The sequence below is a fragment of the Variovorax paradoxus genome, assembly GCF_030811855.1.
GTDB classification, from domain to species: domain Bacteria; phylum Pseudomonadota; class Gammaproteobacteria; order Burkholderiales; family Burkholderiaceae_C; genus Variovorax; species Variovorax paradoxus_L.
Genome location: NZ_JAUSRN010000001.1, coordinates 548,251 through 564,787, shown reverse-complemented (window position 1 = coordinate 564,787; position 16,537 = coordinate 548,251). Strand labels below are relative to the sequence as shown.

Annotated in this window: 17 protein-coding genes; 11 read left to right on the top strand and 6 right to left on the bottom strand. The window is 67.6% G+C overall.

What is annotated here, in order from left to right; genetic code table 11:
* Position 1 precedes the first annotated feature (1 nt).
* Both J2X92_RS02910 and J2X92_RS02905 read left to right on the top strand, forming a co-directional pair.
* Entirely contained in the window at positions 2–1,129 is a 1,128-nt protein-coding gene (locus tag J2X92_RS02910; RefSeq protein ID WP_307573220.1) for an alcohol dehydrogenase catalytic domain-containing protein, read from the top strand.
* Positions 1,126–2,130: a phosphotransferase family protein gene (locus J2X92_RS02905; protein WP_307573219.1), complete on the top strand. Its 1,005-nt coding sequence runs from the start codon at positions 1,126–1,128 to the stop codon at positions 2,128–2,130. Before J2X92_RS02910 ends, J2X92_RS02905 begins: the two co-directional genes overlap by 4 nt.
* A 25-nt stretch (positions 2,131–2,155) precedes the next feature.
* Here J2X92_RS02905 and J2X92_RS02900 read toward each other — a convergent pair whose 3' ends face one another.
* Both J2X92_RS02900 and J2X92_RS02895 read right to left on the bottom strand, forming a co-directional pair.
* Entirely contained in the window at positions 2,156–3,121 is a 966-nt protein-coding gene (locus J2X92_RS02900) for a C-terminal binding protein (protein ID WP_307573217.1), read from the bottom strand.
* 21 nt (positions 3,122–3,142) lie between these two features.
* Entirely contained in the window at positions 3,143–4,189 is a 1,047-nt protein-coding gene (locus tag J2X92_RS02895) for a LacI family DNA-binding transcriptional regulator (protein WP_307573216.1), read from the bottom strand.
* 254 nt (positions 4,190–4,443) lie between these two features.
* Between J2X92_RS02895 and J2X92_RS02890 the strand changes: the two genes are divergently transcribed.
* Positions 4,444–5,697: a porin gene (locus J2X92_RS02890; protein WP_373424784.1), complete on the top strand. Its 1,254-nt coding sequence runs from the start codon at positions 4,444–4,446 to the stop codon at positions 5,695–5,697.
* On the opposite strand, the gene J2X92_RS02885 is transcribed toward J2X92_RS02890, so the two are convergent.
* Complete coding sequence (locus J2X92_RS02885) at positions 5,694–6,626, bottom strand: LysR family transcriptional regulator (protein ID WP_307573215.1); 933 nt, start codon at positions 6,624–6,626, stop codon at positions 5,694–5,696. The genes J2X92_RS02890 and J2X92_RS02885 overlap by 4 nt on opposite strands.
* 89 nt (positions 6,627–6,715) lie before the next feature.
* Here J2X92_RS02885 and J2X92_RS02880 point away from each other — a divergent pair, with 89 nt between their 5' ends.
* From J2X92_RS02880 to dmpG, 7 genes are all read left to right on the top strand, one after another.
* Positions 6,716–7,693 (top strand): tripartite tricarboxylate transporter substrate binding protein, encoded by a 978-nt coding sequence (locus tag J2X92_RS02880; RefSeq protein WP_307573214.1) that lies wholly within the window; start codon positions 6,716–6,718, stop codon positions 7,691–7,693.
* Positions 7,694–7,721: 28 nt separating this feature from the next.
* On the top strand, positions 7,722–8,246 hold the full coding sequence (locus J2X92_RS02875) for a GlcG/HbpS family heme-binding protein (RefSeq protein ID WP_307573213.1): 525 nt from the start codon (positions 7,722–7,724) through the stop codon (positions 8,244–8,246).
* 89 nt (positions 8,247–8,335) lie between these two features.
* Positions 8,336–9,151, top strand: coding sequence for a 2-keto-4-pentenoate hydratase (gene mhpD / locus J2X92_RS02870; RefSeq protein WP_307573211.1), 816 nt, complete (start codon positions 8,336–8,338; stop codon positions 9,149–9,151).
* Positions 9,148–9,915 carry a 2-keto-4-pentenoate hydratase gene (locus J2X92_RS02865; protein WP_307573209.1) on the top strand — a complete coding sequence of 256 codons (768 nt, stop codon included), beginning with the start codon at positions 9,148–9,150 and terminating at the stop codon, positions 9,913–9,915. Before mhpD ends, J2X92_RS02865 begins: the two co-directional genes overlap by 4 nt.
* A 3-nt stretch (positions 9,916–9,918) precedes the next feature.
* Entirely contained in the window at positions 9,919–10,173 is a 255-nt protein-coding gene (locus tag J2X92_RS02860) for a 4-oxalocrotonate tautomerase family protein (protein ID WP_307573207.1), read from the top strand.
* Positions 10,174–10,186: 13 nt separating this feature from the next.
* Entirely contained in the window at positions 10,187–11,146 is a 960-nt protein-coding gene (locus J2X92_RS02855; RefSeq protein WP_307573205.1) for an acetaldehyde dehydrogenase (acetylating), read from the top strand.
* On the top strand, positions 11,143–12,204 hold the full coding sequence (dmpG, locus tag J2X92_RS02850) for a 4-hydroxy-2-oxovalerate aldolase (RefSeq protein WP_307573203.1): 1,062 nt from the start codon (positions 11,143–11,145) through the stop codon (positions 12,202–12,204). The genes J2X92_RS02855 and dmpG overlap by 4 nt, the downstream gene beginning before the upstream one ends.
* Positions 12,205–12,206: 2 nt before the next feature.
* Here dmpG and J2X92_RS02845 read toward each other — a convergent pair whose 3' ends face one another.
* The 3 genes from J2X92_RS02845 to J2X92_RS02835 are packed head-to-tail and all read right to left on the bottom strand — an operon-like array spanning position 12,207 to position 15,221.
* A complete protein-coding gene (locus tag J2X92_RS02845; protein WP_307573202.1) occupies positions 12,207–13,184 on the bottom strand; it encodes a Bug family tripartite tricarboxylate transporter substrate binding protein in 978 nt (325 codons plus the stop codon).
* A gap of 54 nt (positions 13,185–13,238) precedes the next feature.
* Positions 13,239–14,210 (bottom strand): Bug family tripartite tricarboxylate transporter substrate binding protein, encoded by a 972-nt coding sequence (locus J2X92_RS02840; RefSeq protein ID WP_307573200.1) that lies wholly within the window; start codon positions 14,208–14,210, stop codon positions 13,239–13,241.
* Positions 14,211–14,267: 57 nt separating this feature from the next.
* The gene (locus tag J2X92_RS02835; protein WP_307573198.1) at positions 14,268–15,221 is read right to left on the bottom strand and encodes a 2-hydroxyacid dehydrogenase; all 954 of its coding nucleotides are present in this window, start codon (positions 15,219–15,221) and stop codon (positions 14,268–14,270) included.
* A 131-nt stretch (positions 15,222–15,352) separates the two neighbouring features.
* Here J2X92_RS02835 and J2X92_RS02830 point away from each other — a divergent pair, with 131 nt between their 5' ends.
* Positions 15,353–16,513: a citrate synthase family protein gene (locus J2X92_RS02830; RefSeq protein WP_307573197.1), complete on the top strand. Its 1,161-nt coding sequence runs from the start codon at positions 15,353–15,355 to the stop codon at positions 16,511–16,513.
* Positions 16,514–16,537 lie beyond the last annotated feature (24 nt).

Here is a 16,537-nt window from a genome sequence, read left to right as displayed (position 1 = left end):
CATGAGCAGAACAATGACCGCAGCCCGGCTGCACGCGCTCGGCACGCCGATGTCGCTCGACACGATCCCGGTCCCCAAGCCCCGGCCCAGCGACCTGCTGGTGAAGGTGATGGCGTGCGGCATCGTGCCCAACATGGCCAACGTCATCAACAACTGGCCGACCTGGTTTCCGCACCAGCCCCTGCCGCGCTTCCCGGCCATCTTCGGGCTGGACGCCGTGGGCGTGGTCGAGGAGGTCGGCGAGGCCGTGATCAATGCCAAGCCCGGCGACCGCGTGTACGTGAGCCCGCTGCGTTCCTGCGGCTCCTGCAGGGCCTGCCGCGCGGGCCAGCGCAGCCATTGCCGCTACTTCACGCTGAACGGCTACTTCAGCACGAGCCGTGATGGCCAGCGCATCTTCGACCTGTATCCGTACGGCGGCTTCAGCCAGTACATGACGACGCCGGAGTACGCGATCGTCAACCTGCCGGACAACCTGAGCTTCGAGCAAGCGGGGCGCTTCGGCTATCTGGGCACCTCCTACGGCGCCTTGAAGAACGCGGGTGCCGGCCCCGGCCAGGTCGCCCTCATCGACGGCATCACGGGCACGCTGGGCGTCGCAGCCACGATGCTGGGCCTGGCCATGGGCCTGTCGCAAATCCTGGGCACCGGACGCGACGAACGGCTGCTCGCCAGGATCAAGGCGCTGGCACCCGACCGCATCCAGGTGATGCGGCTCGGCGAGGGCTCCACCGGCGAATGGGCCAAGTCCCTCACGGGCGGGGAGGGTGCCGACTTCGCCATCAGCGCATTGGGCGCGAAGGCGCCCGCGGCCACCATGCTCGACTCGATGGGGGGCGTGCGCCGCGGCGGCAAGGTGGTCAACGTGGGCGGCGTGGCGGAAGACCTGCCGATCGACGTGAAGTGGCTGATGGACGAGCAGATCCAGCTGATCGGATCGAACTGGTTCACGACAGCGCAGGGCCAGGAGATGGCCGAGATGGTTCGCACCGGCACGCTGGACCTGTCGTATCTGGAGCATCGCGCCTTCCCGCTCTCGCGCGTGAACGAGGCGATCTCCGGGCTGAAGGACCGTGACGGCGGCTTCAGCAACTATGTCGTGCTGCCCCAGGCCGTGGACGCGGCGTGATCGGCACGGAATCCATGCTCGGCGCTTTCCTGGTGTCGCAGGGATTGGCCCGCGCCGGGGAGCCGGCGCAATGGCATCCGCTGGCGGGCGGGGTGTCGTCCGATATCTGGCGCGTCGAGCTCCCGGGCCGATCGCTGTGCATCAAGCGCGCGTTGGCCAAGCTCAAGGTGTCCGCGGATTGGCAAGCGCCGGTGTCGCGCAACGCCTACGAGTGGGCATGGCTGCAGTTCGCGGCGCGCCATGCGCCCGACAATGCGCCGCGTCCGCTCGCCCATGATCCCGAGGCCGGGCTCTTCGCCATGTCCTTTCTCGCGCCGGAGGAGCATCCGGTGTGGAAGGAGCAGCTGATGGCCGGCGATGTCGCGGCGCACACGGCGCAAGTGGTCGGCCGCGTCCTCGGCGAGTTGCATGCGGCCAGTGCGGGCAGGGCCGAACTCGCGGCCGCCTTCGACACGACCGACAATTTCCGGGCATTGCGCCTCGAACCCTACTTCGCCGCGACGGCAGAGCGCCATCCGGCGTTGGGCGCCGCGCTGATGGATCTGGTGGAGCACACGGCCGGGCTGCATATCGCCCTGGTGCACGGCGACGTCAGTCCGAAGAACATCCTGGTCGGCCCCCGCGGGCCCGTGCTGCTCGACGCGGAGTGCGCCTGGTACGGCGACCCGGCCTTCGACCTGGCTTTTTGCCTGAACCACCTCTTACTGAAGTGCCTCGCACGTCCGGATCAATGCGAGGCCCTGCTCGCAGCGTTCGCCGCGCTCGCCGATGCCTACTTCGAGCAGGCGAACTGGGAGCCGCGCGCAGAGCTGGAGGAACGCGCGGCCCGCTTGCTGCCCGCGCTGCTGCTGGCCCGCGTCGACGGCAAGTCGCCGGTCGAGTACGTGAACGAAGAGGCCCAGCGCGATGCAGTGCGCGCATTCGCCGCGCCGCTGGTGCTGCGTCCCGCAAGCCAGCTCTCGCACATCGCACGCGTGTGGGGCCGGGCAGCGCTTCGCTGAACCCGGCCTCCGCCGGGCCGCAAGCTTATCTTTGCGGTCCGGCGTTGCGCGGCTGCTGTGGCGCAACGCCCTGGAGCACTCTCACCACTTCCTCGGCCGCACGCCTGCGCAGCTCGACCAGAGACGCATCCGACGAGAACGCGACATGGGGCGTGAGCATCGCGCCGGGATGGCTTCTAAGTGCATCCGGAACGTGGGGTTCCGACTCGAGAACGTCGAGCGCGGCGCCGGACAACCGGCCGCTGCCAAGGGCCTCGATCACGGCGTCCGTATCGACGACGCCGCCGCGGCTCACGTTGATGAGAAGGCCGCCATGGGGCATCAATGCGAGCCGCTCGCGGTTGACCAGATGCCGCGTTGTTTCCGTCAGCGGCGCGTGCACGATCACGATGTCGCTCTGCGAGAAGAGGGTGTCGAGTTCCACGCTCTGAGCGCCTTCAGCGTCGGCGGAAAGATAGGGATCGTGTGCCAGCAGGCGGCAGGCGAACGCGCCGAGCTTGCGCGCGGTCGCGCGGCCGATGCGCCCGAAGCCGACGATGCCGCAGGTGAGTTCGGCGAGGCGGCGCAGCCTGGCCGTCGCGGGATCCCACTGGCCGGCGCGCACTTCGCGGTCGAAGCGGACCAGGCCGCGCGTCCATGCGAGCGCGAAGCCGACTGCATGGTCCGACACTTCCTCCACGCAATAGTCGGGCACGTTGGTGACCCAGATGCCCCGCGCGCTGGCGGCATCGACCGCGATGTTGTCCAGTCCCACGCCAAGCCGGGCGACGATCTGGAGTTCCGGCGCCGCGGCGATGGCGGCCGCCGACACGGGCGCCCAGCAGGTCAGGATGGCCGATGGCTGGTGCTCGCGCGCCAGCGCTTCGATGCCGTCAGCCGTCAACGGCGTAGCCGGGCCGCTCACGAGGCGCATGCCGGCGGCTTCGACGATGTTTCTCTCGATGCGGTCGTCGGGCCAGGCGTAGTCGGTGAGCAGGACAGTGTGGTTCATTGTGAGATAGGGGTGGAATGGCTAGTCGGCGAGCAGACGGGCCTGGCCGCGTTTGGCGCTGGCCGTTTCCAGCGCGCGGGTGCTGCCGCGCACCACGAGTGTGGGCGGCGAGACGGAGCTGTAGGGGGTCGCGCTTTCTGGCTTTTGCTTCAGCTGGTGAATGAACCAGAGCCCGCAGGCGGTGGCCAGTTCGGAGACCGGCAGGCTCACGGTCGTGAGGCCGGGGCCCCACCAGCGGAAGCCCAGTTCGTCGCCGAAGCCGACGACGGACAGCTGTTCCGGCACGCGCACGCCGCTGGCCAGCAGTTCCTCCAGCACGCCTTGCGTGTTCTGGACCGAACCCAGGACCACCGCCGTGGGCGGGGTGCGCAGTGCGAGCAGGCGGCGGATCGCGTCGCGGCCGAAGTCCGTCGATGCGGGTGCGCCGAGTTCCTCGCGCGCATGCGTGGCCGCCTTGCTGCCGGCGAGGGCATTCTGAAAGCCTTGCAGCCGCGCGGCACCCGTGGGCAGATCGGTGGTGCCGCCGATGTAGGCGATGCGCTGATGGCCGAGTTCGACCAGGTGACGGGTGGCCTGGAACAGCGCCTGCGCGTCGTCGATGCCGAACCAGTGCTCGCCCAGCGCCGCATGTCGGCGCAGCAGCTGGATGCGCGGCGTCATCTTGAGCAGTCGCACCGACTCCGGATGCGGCCGAGCGGTCGGCACGATGATGATGCCGGCCACGTTGACGCTGGTGAGTTCGCGGATGTGGCGCAGCTCGACCAGGCGGTCGTCGTCGGTCTCGGACAGCGTGAGTTGCAGGTCCGCGCTCTCCAGGCATTTGGACAGCGCATGCGCGATGGTCGAGTAGAAGCTGTTGCGAATGTCCGGAACGACCAGGCCCACCAGGTTGCTGGAGGCGCCGCGCATCATGCGCGCCGCGCGGTTGGCCACATAGCCCAACTCGTTCGCCACCTCGGCCACTTTCTGCTTCATGGCGGCGCTGATGCGCGGGTCGTCGGAGAGAGCCCGCCCCACGGTGGAAGCGGAGACCTCGAGGCGCCGGGCAATGTCTTTGATCGTGACCATGTGCGAACTATATGCGCGAGCAGTGTACGGGAATGCACTAACGATAGCACGACGATGTCCGGATGCCAAGAAAAAGCCGTTTGACTTCATCTAGAAAGTCTCTCTAGAATCAATGCTAACGATAGCACAAATGGGAGAGCGCCGCATCCCAAGGCCGGCCGGATTGATCCGCCGTCCGGCCACCTCGCCTGGATCGCAACGAAAACTGGAGACAAGACATGAAGCCCCACCCCTCTCTGCGCCATCGGGACAAGCTGAAAAGCTCATTGCTCGGCATGGTCGTTCTCGGCTCGGCCGGCGCTGCATGCGCGCAGTCGTCCGTCACCATCTTCGGTGTCGTCGACGCGTCGGTCAGCCATTACTCCAGCAAGTCGGAGGACCGCAACTTCGCAACGCCGGCATCGCCGTTCTATGTCAACCAGGGCTCGCGCACCGTGAGCCGGACCGCGCTGGCAAACTCGGCCTACAACAACAGCCGCCTGGGCTTCCGCGGCACCGAGGATCTTGGCGGCGGGCTCGCAGCCGGCTTCTGGCTCGAAAGCCCCATCACCAACGATGACGGCGCGACCGGCCTGGCAAACTTCAGCCGGCGTTCGACCGTGAGCCTTATGGGCGGCTTCGGCGAAATTCGTCTGGGGCGCGACTTCACACCCACCTTCTGGAACGACACGGTGTACGACCCGTTTGCCGCGGTCGGTGTCGGCGCCAACCTGATCTCCGCAGCCAGCCTTTTCAATACCACCGGCGGCGCCAACGGGTTCGGCGGCAATGCCAACTACCTGCGTGCCAGCAACTCGATCGGCTACTTCCTGCCTCCCAATCTGGGCGGGTTCTATGGCCAGTTCATGTACGCGCTGCACGAGAACAACAGCTACGACCCGGGCACCGCCACGCCGCCGGGCGTGAACCCGCTCACCGGCCAGGTCAACGCCGGCGCCGTCGCAAGCAGCCGCGCCGGCCGCTATGTGGGAGGCCGCGTCGGCTATCTCAACGGTCCCCTGGACATCGCGCTCGCCTACGGCAGCAGCACGGCGGGGGACGACTATTTCGCGGGCACCACCGACAACGTGAAGACACTCAACCTGGGCGCCTCGTACGACTTCGGCATCGTCAAGCTGTTCGGCGAACTGTCCCGCGTGAGCAAGACGCGCGACTACGCGGCCGCGCCGCTCTTTCCGATGCCCGACACGGACCTCAAGGGCTACCTGATCGGTGCGACCGTTCCGGTGGGTCCGGGCCTCATCCGCGCCGCCTATTCACGGGTGAGCTACGACACGGATGCGCCGCCCACCGCCCTGGTGCCGGTGCCCGATCCCAAAGCCGGCAAGCTCAGCCTCAGCTACGTGCACAACCTGTCGAAGCGCACCGCGCTGTATGCGACTGTCGCGCGCATCAGCAACAAGAACGGCGCCGCGTTGACGGTGGGCGGGCCGGCGTTCATCACCACCAGCGTGTTTGCACCGCGAACCTCGAGCGGATACGACCTGGGCATTCGCCACGCGTTCTAGGTCAGCTTGCGTCGGCGCGGCTTGGCCGGCGCGGGTTGCTGCGCGCCGGGCGCCGCGACGATGAAGTCGACGAAGCCTTGCGCCGCGTGGGAGAGCGAAACGCCTGCGCGCCGCACGAGCGAGACCTCTCGGTCGATCGACGGGTTCTCCACGCGGCGCCAGCCGATCCGCGCGGGGTCGGCCAGCTTCACCGCATAGCCGGGAAGAACCGCGACGCCGAGCCCGGCATCCACCATGCCGATGAGGGAGCCCGCATAGTTGGCCTCCCGTGCGGGCTTCAGCATCAGCCCGGCGGCGGCGAAGCCGGCTTCGGTGAGGTCGCGGAACACGCTGCCGCGGCTCAATGCAAGCACCGGCTCCTGCGCAAGGTCTGCCCAGCTGAGTTTCTTCAGGCGGCTGAACGCATGCCCGGCTGGGAACGCGGCCGCCATGGCTTCGGAGAAGAGCAGGGTGCGCTGGATGTCGGCTTCATCCGATGCGAAAGTGCCGATGCCCACATCAGCCGCACCGCCGCGGACCAGCGGCAGCACCTGGTTGGGTAGCGTGTCTTGCAGCACGACCTCGATGCCGGGGTATTGCGCACCGAACGCGGCCAGGATCGGCGGAAGGTAGGTGCTTGACAGCACCAGCGGGGCCGCCACCACGACGCGCCCGCGTTCCCGCGCCACCAGCTTGTCCACGCCTGCGATCGCCGATTCGAGCTCGGCCAGGATGCGTTCGGCGCGCGGGAAGAAATCGCTGCCGGCCGCGGTCAGGGCCACGGTACGCGTGGTGCGGTCGAACAGCCGGGTCTCGATGGCGCTTTCGAGTTCGCGCACCAAGAGACTCAGGGCCGACTGCGTGAGGTGCATGGCCTGCGCGGCGCGGGTGAAGTTGCCAAGCCGCGCGACCAGCACGAAAGCCCGGAGCTGGCGGAGAGTCACATTCATGAGCGGAGCCAATCATTCGATTGGAAAGTCTCGATTGAATCATAGCCACGCGCGTCTTCTAATCACTCCAACACAGAAAGACCCGAGACATGAAACGCCGTGAACTTCTCCTTGCGTCCGTGCCGGCGCTCGCTGCCGCCGCCTTGCCCTCATGGAGCGTTGCGCAGCCTGCCTACCCGAGTGCACCCATCAAGGTGCTGGTGGGCTTTCCGCCCGGCACGGCAACGGACGTGGCGGTGCGCGCCGTCGCGGATCAGATGGGCAGGCGCATGGGCCAGCCCTTCATTGTGGACAACCGGCCCGGCGCCGGCAGCAACATCGCGGCCAAAGCCGTGGCCACCGCGCCGCCCGACGGCTACACCTTGTTCGCGATCACGATCGCCAACGTCATCAACGCCGCGTTCCCGGTCGCCAATGCGGTCGACCCGCTGAAAGACTTCAAGCCCATCACGCTGATCGGGAATGTGCCCAATGTGCTGGTGGTGCATCCCTCGCTCAAGGTGTCGAGCGTGGCCGAGCTGATCGCGCTCGCCAAGGCTAAGCCCGGCTCGCTTTCCTTTGCGTCGTCGGGCGTCGGCACCTCTCCGCATCTGTCGGGCGAACTGTTCGCGCGGATGGCCGACATCAAGATGGTCCATGTGCCGTACAAGGGAAGCACGCCCGCGGTGACGGACTTGCTCGGGGGCCAGGTGCAGCTCATGTTCTCGCCGGCCTCCACGGTGCTGCCGCAGGTGCGCGCGAACAAGCTGGTGGCGCTGGCCGTCACCAGCCTGCGCAGGACCTCGATCGCACCGGAATTGCACACGCTCGACGAGCTGGGCTTGAAGGGCTTCGACACTTCTGTGTGGATGGGGCTGATGGCACCGGCGCGCACGCCGGACAGCGTGATCGCCGCGCTGCGCACCGCGGCCCATGCGGCGCTCGATTCGAGCGAGATCCAGGCGATCTACAAGGCCCAGGCCATCGACGTCCTGAAGACCAGCGACGCGGAACTCTCCCGATTTCTGCAGGGCGAAGGCGTGCGGTGGTCGAAGTTCATTCAGCAGACGGGCATCAAGCCCGAGTGAAAACAGATTTTTTCAAAGGAATACCGACATGTCCAAACTGCACGCCACCGAGTGCCGCGATTTCATCGCTGCGGTCACCGAGAAAGCCGCGGAAATGGGAGTGCCCATCTCCGTTGCCATCGTCGGGCCCGAGGGCCACCTGATCGCGCTCGAGCGCATGGACGACGCGGGCTTCATCACGCCGGACACGGCGCGCGCGAAGGCGTTCACCGTGGCCGCCTTCCGCTCGATGAGCCCGCGCTTCAGCGACGGTCTGGTCATTCAGCAGTGGTTCAAGGAGCGCAACCCGCAGATGCTGGTCAACGCATCGGTCTTCACCAACGGCCAGGTGGTCGCCTCCGGCGGCTGCGCGCCCGTGTTCAAGGGCAACGAGATGGTCGGCGCCTACGGCATCAGCGGTGCGACGGGCGACCAGGACGAGGAGATCGGCCAGCACGCCCGCGCGAAGGTGGGCTGGGCCCACATGCCGGTCGATGACACGACGCCCGAAAGCGTGAAGAAGCACGTGAACGAGATCTACAGCAAGGTCGGCCTGAAGGATCGCGCCCTCTGAGTGCCGCGCGCGGCGGCCGAGCCTGCCCCGCGTTGACCCCGTCCCCCCAATTTTCAAACTGCCCGCCGCGCGCGGGCAACGGAGAACCCATGCCTTCCCAACCCGCCGTGCTGGCTGAAGCGGCCGACGCCCTGTGGCGCGCCGCCCAGACCGGCCACTTCATTCCACCGTTGAGAGCCACCTATCCCGGCCTCGACGCGGCCGACGCCTACGCCATCCAGCGGATGAACACCGAGCGCAAACTGGCCGAAGGCCGCCGCGTAGTCGGTTGCAAGATCGGCCTCACGGCACGCGCGGTCCAGGCCCAGCTTGGCGTCGACCAGCCCGATTTCGGCGTGCTGTTCGACGACATGAGCTTCGGCGACGCAGAGCCGATTCCAATGCATCGGCTTCATCAGCCGAAGGTCGAGGCGGAGATCGCCTTCGTGCTCGGTCGGGACCTCGGCATGGCCAACCCCGGGCACGCGGACGTGATCAACGCGGTGGACCACGTGCTCCCGGCCATCGAGATCGTGGGCAGCCGCATCGCGGGCTGGGACATCCGGTTCGTCGACACGGTGGCGGACAACGCGTCCTCCGGGGCTTTCGTGCTGGGCGGATCGCCAAGGCTTCTGAGGGACATCGACCTCAGGCTGTGCGGCATGGTCATGAACCGGCGCGGCGAACCGGTGTCGGCCGGCGCGGGTGCGGCCTGCCTGGGCCACCCGATCAATGCGGTGGTCTGGCTGGCCCGCACCATGGCCGCGCTGGGCCAACCGCTGCGCGCCGGCGACCTGGTGCTGTCAGGCGCGCTCGGCCCGATGGTGGCGGCCGCGCCCGGCGACGTGTTCGAAACCCATATCAATGGCCTCGGTAGCGTCAAGGCCGTGTTCGAAGCCGCTGTCAATTCGAAGGAAAACCCATGAGCCAACTGATTGAATTCGCGCATCTGCTGGACGATGCGGCGCGCCATGCCAAGGCCGTGGCGCAGATCGACCCGAAGGGCGAGCTCTCGCTGGCCGATGCCTATGCGATCCAGTCCGCATCCATCCAGCTTCGCGTGGCGCGCGGTGAGCGCCGCGTCGGCGTGAAGATGGGCTTCACGAGCCGCGCCAAGATGGTCCAGATGGGCATCGACGACGTGATCTGGGGGCGCCTGTCCAGCGGCATGCAGGTGGAGGAGGGCACCGCGGTGAAGTTCGCGCGCTTCGTGCATCCGCGTGTCGAGCCCGAGCTGGCTTTCGTGCTGAAGAAATCGCTGGCCGGCGACGCCACCGCGGCCGAGGCGCTCGCCGCGGTCGAGGCCGTGGCGCCGGCGCTGGAGATCATCGACTCTCGCTTTCAGGACTTCAAGTTCAGCCTGCCCGACGTGATTGCCGACAACGCCTCGTCGAGCGGCTTCGTGATCGGCGCCTGGAGCGATCCTCGTAAGGACTTCGGCAACCTGGGCCTCGTGCTGAGCATCGATGGACGCGTGGTGCAAGTCGGTTCCACCGCCGCCATCCTCGGACATCCGCTGCGTTCGCTGGTGGCCGCGGCGCGTCTTTCGGCGGCGGCCGGCGAGCCGCTGCAGGCCGGCTGGGTGGTGATGGCGGGCGGCGCCACGCCCGCCGAATGGATCAAACCGGGCCAGTACATCTCGATCGAGATGGAGTGCCTCGGAACCGCCGGCTTTCATGTCGAGGAGTGAACCATGCCCATTGCCCTGATCAAGATCATCGAGGGGCGCAGCCCCGACAAGAAGCGCCGCCTGATAGAGAGCGTGTCGCGCGCCATGGCCGAGAGCCTCGAGATGCCGGTGGACGCGGTGCGGGTGCTGCTGCACGAGTACCCGTCGGGCCACTGGGGCCGCGGTGGCCAGCTCGTGTCCGACATCCGTGCGGAAGCCGCCTCCGAACCCTCCGGCGCACAACTCGCCGACGCGACGGCCAAGCTGCTCGCCAATTGAAAGAAGAAGCCACGTGACGAACAAACTGAAGGTCGCCATCATCGGTCCGGGCAACATCGGCACCGACCTGATGATCAAGGTCATGCGCAGCAGCAAGCACCTGGAGATGGGTGCGATGGTCGGCGTCGACCCGGCATCGGATGGCCTGGCCCGCGCCGAGCGCCTGGGCATCGCCACCACGGCCGAAGGCATCGAAGGGCTGCTGCGGCTCGGCGTGTTCCCGGACATCGACATCGTGTTCGATGCCACCTCGGCCGGCGCCCATGCGCGCCACAACCAGGTGCTGCAAGCCCATGGCGTGCAGGTCATCGACCTCACGCCTGCCGCCATAGGCCCCTACGTGATCCCCGCGATCAACCTCGAGGCCGAGAACGCCAGCAACATGAACATGGTGACCTGCGGCGGGCAGGCGACCATCCCCATGGTGGCTGCCGTATCGCGCGTCGCCAAGGTGCACTACGCCGAGATCGTGGCATCGATCTCGAGCAAGAGCGCCGGCCCTGGCACGCGCGCCAACATCGACGAGTTCACCGAGACCACCCGGGCCGCGATCGAGAAGCTCGGCGGTGCCGAGCGCGGCAAGGCAATCATCGTGCTGAACCCGGCGGAGCCGCCGCTGATCATGCGCGATACGGTGTTCGTGCTGTCCGAAGCTGCGGACGAGGCGGCGGTGGAAGCCAGCATCGCGCAGATGGTGGCGAGCGTGCAGGCCTACGTGCCGGGCTACCGCCTGAAGCAGCGCGTGCAGTTCGACGTGATTTCCGCCGACCGGCCGCTCAACGTGCCCAGGCTCGGCCTGCGCCACGGGCTCAAGACCTCGGTGTACCTGGAGGTGGAAGGCGCCGCGCACTACCTGCCGGCCTATGCCGGCAACCTCGACATCATGACCTCGGCCGCGCTCGCGTGCGCGGACCTCATGGCCGAACGGCGCATCGCCAGCGGTATTGCCCGCGGCCTGAAGGAGTTTGCATGACCGGCGGAAAGAAGCTCTACATCAGCGACGTCACGCTGCGCGACGGCAGCCATGCCATTCGTCACCAGTACAGCATCGCCAACGTCAAGGCCATTTCCGCGGCGCTGGACGCTGCCGGTGTCGACAGCATCGAGGTCGCGCACGGCGACGGGATGGAAGGCTCCAGCTTCAACTACGGCTTCGGTGCGCATACCGATGTCGAATGGATCGCGGCCGTGGCCGAAACGGTGAAGACCGCGAAGGTCGCCACCTTGCTGCTGCCCGGCATCGGCACCACGCACGACCTGCGCAATGCCTACGACGCTGGCGCGCGCATTGTGCGCGTCGCAACCCACTGCACCGAGGCCGACGTGTCGCGCCAGCATCTGGAATACGCGCGCGAACTCGGCATGGACCCGGTGGGGTTCCTCATGATGAGCCACATGACCACGCCGAGGAAGCTGGCCGAGCAGGCGCTCCTGATGGAAAGCTACGGCGCAAGCTGCGTCTACGTGGTCGACTCCGGCGGGGCGCTGGGCATGGACGATGTGCGCGACCGGTTCCGCGCCTTCAAGGAGGTGCTCAAAGCCGAGACGCAGACCGGCATCCACGCACACCACAACCTGAGCCTGGGCGTGGCCAACTCAATCGTTGCGGTGGAAGAGGGCTGCGACCGCATCGACGCCAGCCTGGCCGGCATGGGCGCCGGTGCCGGCAATGCGCCGCTCGAAGTGTTCATCGCGGCGGCCGAACGCCAGGGCTGGCGCCACGGCACCGATCTCTACAAACTGATGGACGCGGCCGACGATCTGGTGCGCCCGCTGCAGGACCGTCCGGTGCGCGTGGACCGCGAGACGCTGGCGCTGGGCTATGCGGGCGTCTATTCGAGCTTCCTGCGCCACGCCGAAGCGGCCGCGAAAAAGTACGACCTCAAGACCGTCGACATCCTGGTCGAGCTGGGCGCGCGCAAGATGGTGGGCGGCCAGGAGGACATGATCGTTGACGTGGCGCTCGACCTGCTTCGCCGGTCCGCGCAAGGCCGCGGCCATGCGGCTCTTGCCGGGGGACGGCCTGGCTGAGTTCACTCCGCCTGGATGCCCGCCTCCTTGACCACCTTGCCCCACTTGGCAAGGTCAGACTTGATCAGCGCGGCGTATTCCTGCGGCGTTCCGCCTTGTATCTCGATGCCGGCCGCCTCCAGCTTCGTGCGCACGTCGGGCAGCTTCAGCGCCGCGTTGATCTCGGCGTTCAGCTTGGCGACGATCGCCTTCGGCGTGCCGGCCGGCGCCAGGAACCCGCCGTTCGTGTTGGCGTCGTAGCCCTTGAATCCCTGTTCGTCCGCGGTTGGCACGTCGGGCAGTGACCGGGTCCGCTTGCGCGTCGACACGGCCACCGCCCGCGCGTTGCCGGCTTTCACCTGCGGCAGGATGGCGGTGATGGTGTCGATGAAGAGCGCGGTGCGTCCGGCCAGCAGATCCGGATGCGCGGCGGACGAACCCTTGTACGGGACCAGCAGCATCGGCGCACCGCTTGCCATGCGGAACATCTCGGCTGCCATTTCCTGCGCGCTGCCGCGGCCGGAGGTGGCAACCTTGGCCTCGTCCGGATGGGCCTTCATCCAGGCCACGAACTCGGGCAGCGTCTTCGCGGGAAGCTGCGGGTAGATGGCGAACACCAGCGGAACCTCGTGCGTGTAGACGATGGGCTCGAAGCTCGTCAACGGGTCCCAGCCGAGATTCTTGAACAGGAACTTGTTGGTGTTGTGGCTGCCGCCCACGATGCCGATGGTGTAGCCGTCCGGCGCCGACTTGGCGAGAACGTCGGTGCCCAGGTTGTTGGATGCGCCGGGCCGGTTGTCGACGATCACGGGCTGGCCCATTGACACTGCGAGCTTGTCGCCGACGACACGGGCGATGGTGTCGATCGCGCCGCCCGGCGGAGCGGGCACGATGATCTTGATGGCGCGGCCCGGGTAGGCCGTCTCGGCCGATGAGACGGCCGGCATCGCGGCCAGCGATGCCGAGACTGCGAGGATCTTGAACAGGGATGAGAGCTGCATGGATGTCTCCTTTTCAGGGTGGGTCTGTTGTCGGTGAAGGCCGTCTCGCCGCGCTCACTCGATGGTGATCTTTCGGCTGCGGATGACCTGGGCATAGCGGCTCTTGTCGTCGGCGATCAGCCGGGCGAACTCCTGCGGCGTGGTGGCGCGCGGCACGCCGCCCAGGCCGACGAAACGGGCCTTGACCGGCTCGTCGGACAGCACCGCGCGCAGGTCGGCCGCGATCCGGTCCACCACGTCCTGCGGCGTGCCCGCCGGCGCCAAGAGTCCGATCCAGGAGATCGCGTTGAAGCCCGGCGCCACGGTTTCCGCAAGCGTGGGCACCTCGGGAAAGGCCGGCACGCGCTTGTCGCCGGTCACTGCCAGCGCGCGCAGCTTGCCTGCCTTGATGTGGCCGGAGGCCTCCAGCACCGTCATGAACGACAGCTGCACATGGCCCGCAAGCAGATCGGCGATGGCCGGACCGCCGCCGCGGTAGGGCACATGCAGGATGAAGGAGCCCGTCTGGTCCTTGAACATCTCGGCGGCCAGGTGAGGCGCGCCGCCCGCGCCCGAACTGCTGTAGCTCATCTGGCCCGGCTTCGACTTGGCCAGCGCCACGAACTCGGCCGCCGTCTTCGCGGGGACCGACGGATGGACCATCATGGCCAGCGGCAGCTCGGCCACCAAGGACACCGGCGCGAAGGACTTGTCGGCGTCGTAGGGCAGCTTGGGGTACAGCAAGGGATTGATCGCCTGCGTGCCGATGTTGCCGAGGAGCAGCGTGTAGCCATCGGGCCTGGACTTGGCGACATAGTCGGCGCCGATCTGCCCGGCCGCGCCGCCCTTGTTCTCCACGATGACGGGCTGGTTCCAGCGCCGGCTCAACTGCTCGGCGATCACGCGGGCGCCGGTGTCCGTGCCGCCGCCCGGCGGGAACGGAACCACCAGGGTCACGGGGCGGGAAGGGAAGGCCTGCGCGAAGCAAGGGGCGTGGAGGGCGCAGAGAGCAAGGGCGAGGGGGATCGCAAGGCGTCGAGTGAACAAGGGTGTCTCCTTCGTTTGTTTTTGAATGCGTGGTGGTTGCGCCGTGAACGCAGGCGCTCAGGTGGTCAGGCTCATGGCGGGGCGCTCGCCTGCCAGGGCCTGGGCAATGCTCGCCAGCACCATCTCGCCCATGGCGGTGCGGGTCTCCCAGGTGGCGCTGGCGCGGTGGGCCTGCAAGGTCGCGCGGCCGGATTGGCGCAGCGCCAGCGGCACGCGCGGTTCATCGACGAACACGTCCAGGCCGGCGCCCGCGATGCGGCCGGCGGCCAGCGCTTGCGTCAGGTCGGCTTCATTGACGAGCCGGCCGCGCGCGACGTTGACCAGGAAGCCGCGCGGTCCCAGCGCATCGAGCACGCCCGCGTCCACGATGCCTTCGGCCTGGTCCGCGGCTGCGCACAGCACCAGCGCGTCCGATGCGCGGGCCAGATCCAGCAGGCTCGGTATGAAGCGATGCGCGACGTCATCCATCGCGCGCAAATCGGTGTAGCCAATGGGGCAGCCGAAGGCGGCGGCCCGCACGGCGACGGCCCGGCCCACGCGGCCCATTCCGACGATGCCAATGCGCATGCCGCTGAATCGCCGGGCGAGCGGAATGGCGCTGGGCTGCGGGTGAAGCTCCCACTGGCCCTCCCGCACGAAGCGGTCGCCGGCGCACAAATTGCGGCACGCCGCGATCAGCAAGCCGATGGCCAGGTCGGCCACGTCTTCCGTCAGCGCGCCCAGCGTGGCGGTGACGGGCAAGGCACGCTCGCGACAGTACGCCAGGTCCACCGCGTCGGTGCCGACACCGTTGATGGCCACCACCTTGAGGCTGGGCAGCTGCTCCAGCATGGCCCGCGAAATGCCGGTGTGCCCACCGGTGATCACGGCATCGATCGATGCGCCATGTTGACGCAGCCAGGCCGCGGGATCGCTCAACTCGAAGTGCTTGTGCACTGTGTAGAGCGATGCGAGCTTGTCGTTGATCGCGGGAATCAGGATCGGGTTCAGTTGAAGGACTTGGGGTTGCATGGCGAAGAAGTTCATTGGCGAAGGCCGTGCCGCCGGTGATCCGACGGCATGGATGCATGCTAGTGATTGATTGACGTACGAGTCAATATTGATCTATATAATCAATAGAAATTGACTCTACGCCGCACACCATGGCTTCCTGGATTTCGATGAACGAGGCGTGCAACCTCTTGGGCGTGCAGCCTCAGACGCTCTACGCCTACGTGAGCCGCGGCAAGCTCGAGGTCATGCCTGACCCGGCCGATACGCGGCGCAGGCTCTACCGCGCCGAAGACGTGGCCGTGCTGGCCAAGCGCAAGCAGGCCGGCCGCAAGCACGAGACACTGGCCGCCAACACGCTGTTCGGCTCCGAACCCAGCATTCCGACGGCTCTGTGTGCGTTCTCCCGCGGGCGGCCGTACTACAGGGGGCGCGATGCCGTGGCCATGGCCCGCACGGCCACGCTCGAAGACGCGGCCCAGTTGCTATGGGGCGCCGAACGCGCCGTCGATTTCTCCTGCATGACGCCGATGCGCGCAGGCAAGCCGGGCCGCGATGCGGCCTTCGCCACGCTGGCCAGCCTGGCGGCCGCCGGCCACTCCACAGGGGGACGTCTGACCCGGGTACTGCATGCCGAAGGCCAGGAACTGGTCGGTCAGGTGGCCAACGCGTTCGGCGCTTCGCCAGGCCGGGAGCCGCTGCATCTGCGCTTTGCCAAAGGGTGGAAGCAACCGGCCAAGGTGGCCGATTTGCTGCGAACGGCCATGGTGCTGTTGGCCGATCACGAGCTGACCAGTTCCGCCTTCGTCGCGCGCATCACGGCGTCGACAGGCGCTTCGTTGCCCGCATGCCTGCTGGCCGGATTGACCACGCTCTCAGGCCCCTTGCATGGCGATGCCTCGGGCCGCGTGCGCGCGCTGTTCAGCGAGGTGGAGCGATTGGGCGAGGACGAGGTGCTGGCCCACTACCTCGCCAACGGCCTGTCTCCGGCGGGCTTCGGCCATCACCTCTATCCCGACGGCGATCCGCGCGCGGCCGCCTTGCTGGCTCTGTTCGAACCGCCGAAGGTGATCGTGCGCTTCATCGCAAAGGTGACGAAGCTGACCGGCTTGCAGCCCAACATCGACGTTGCCTTGGCCGCCCTGGTTGCCCACCATCGGCTGCCCGCCGATGCGGCCTTTGGCCTGTTCGCAACCGCGCGCAGCGTGGGGCTCCTGGCTCACAGCCTGGAGCAGCTGGGCGTGGCGCAAGTCATCCGCCCGCGCGGGCGCTATGTGGGACCGGCGCCCGAAGCGAGCGAGCAGGGCGGTTGACGCGGGAGACCCGTCAGCTCAGTC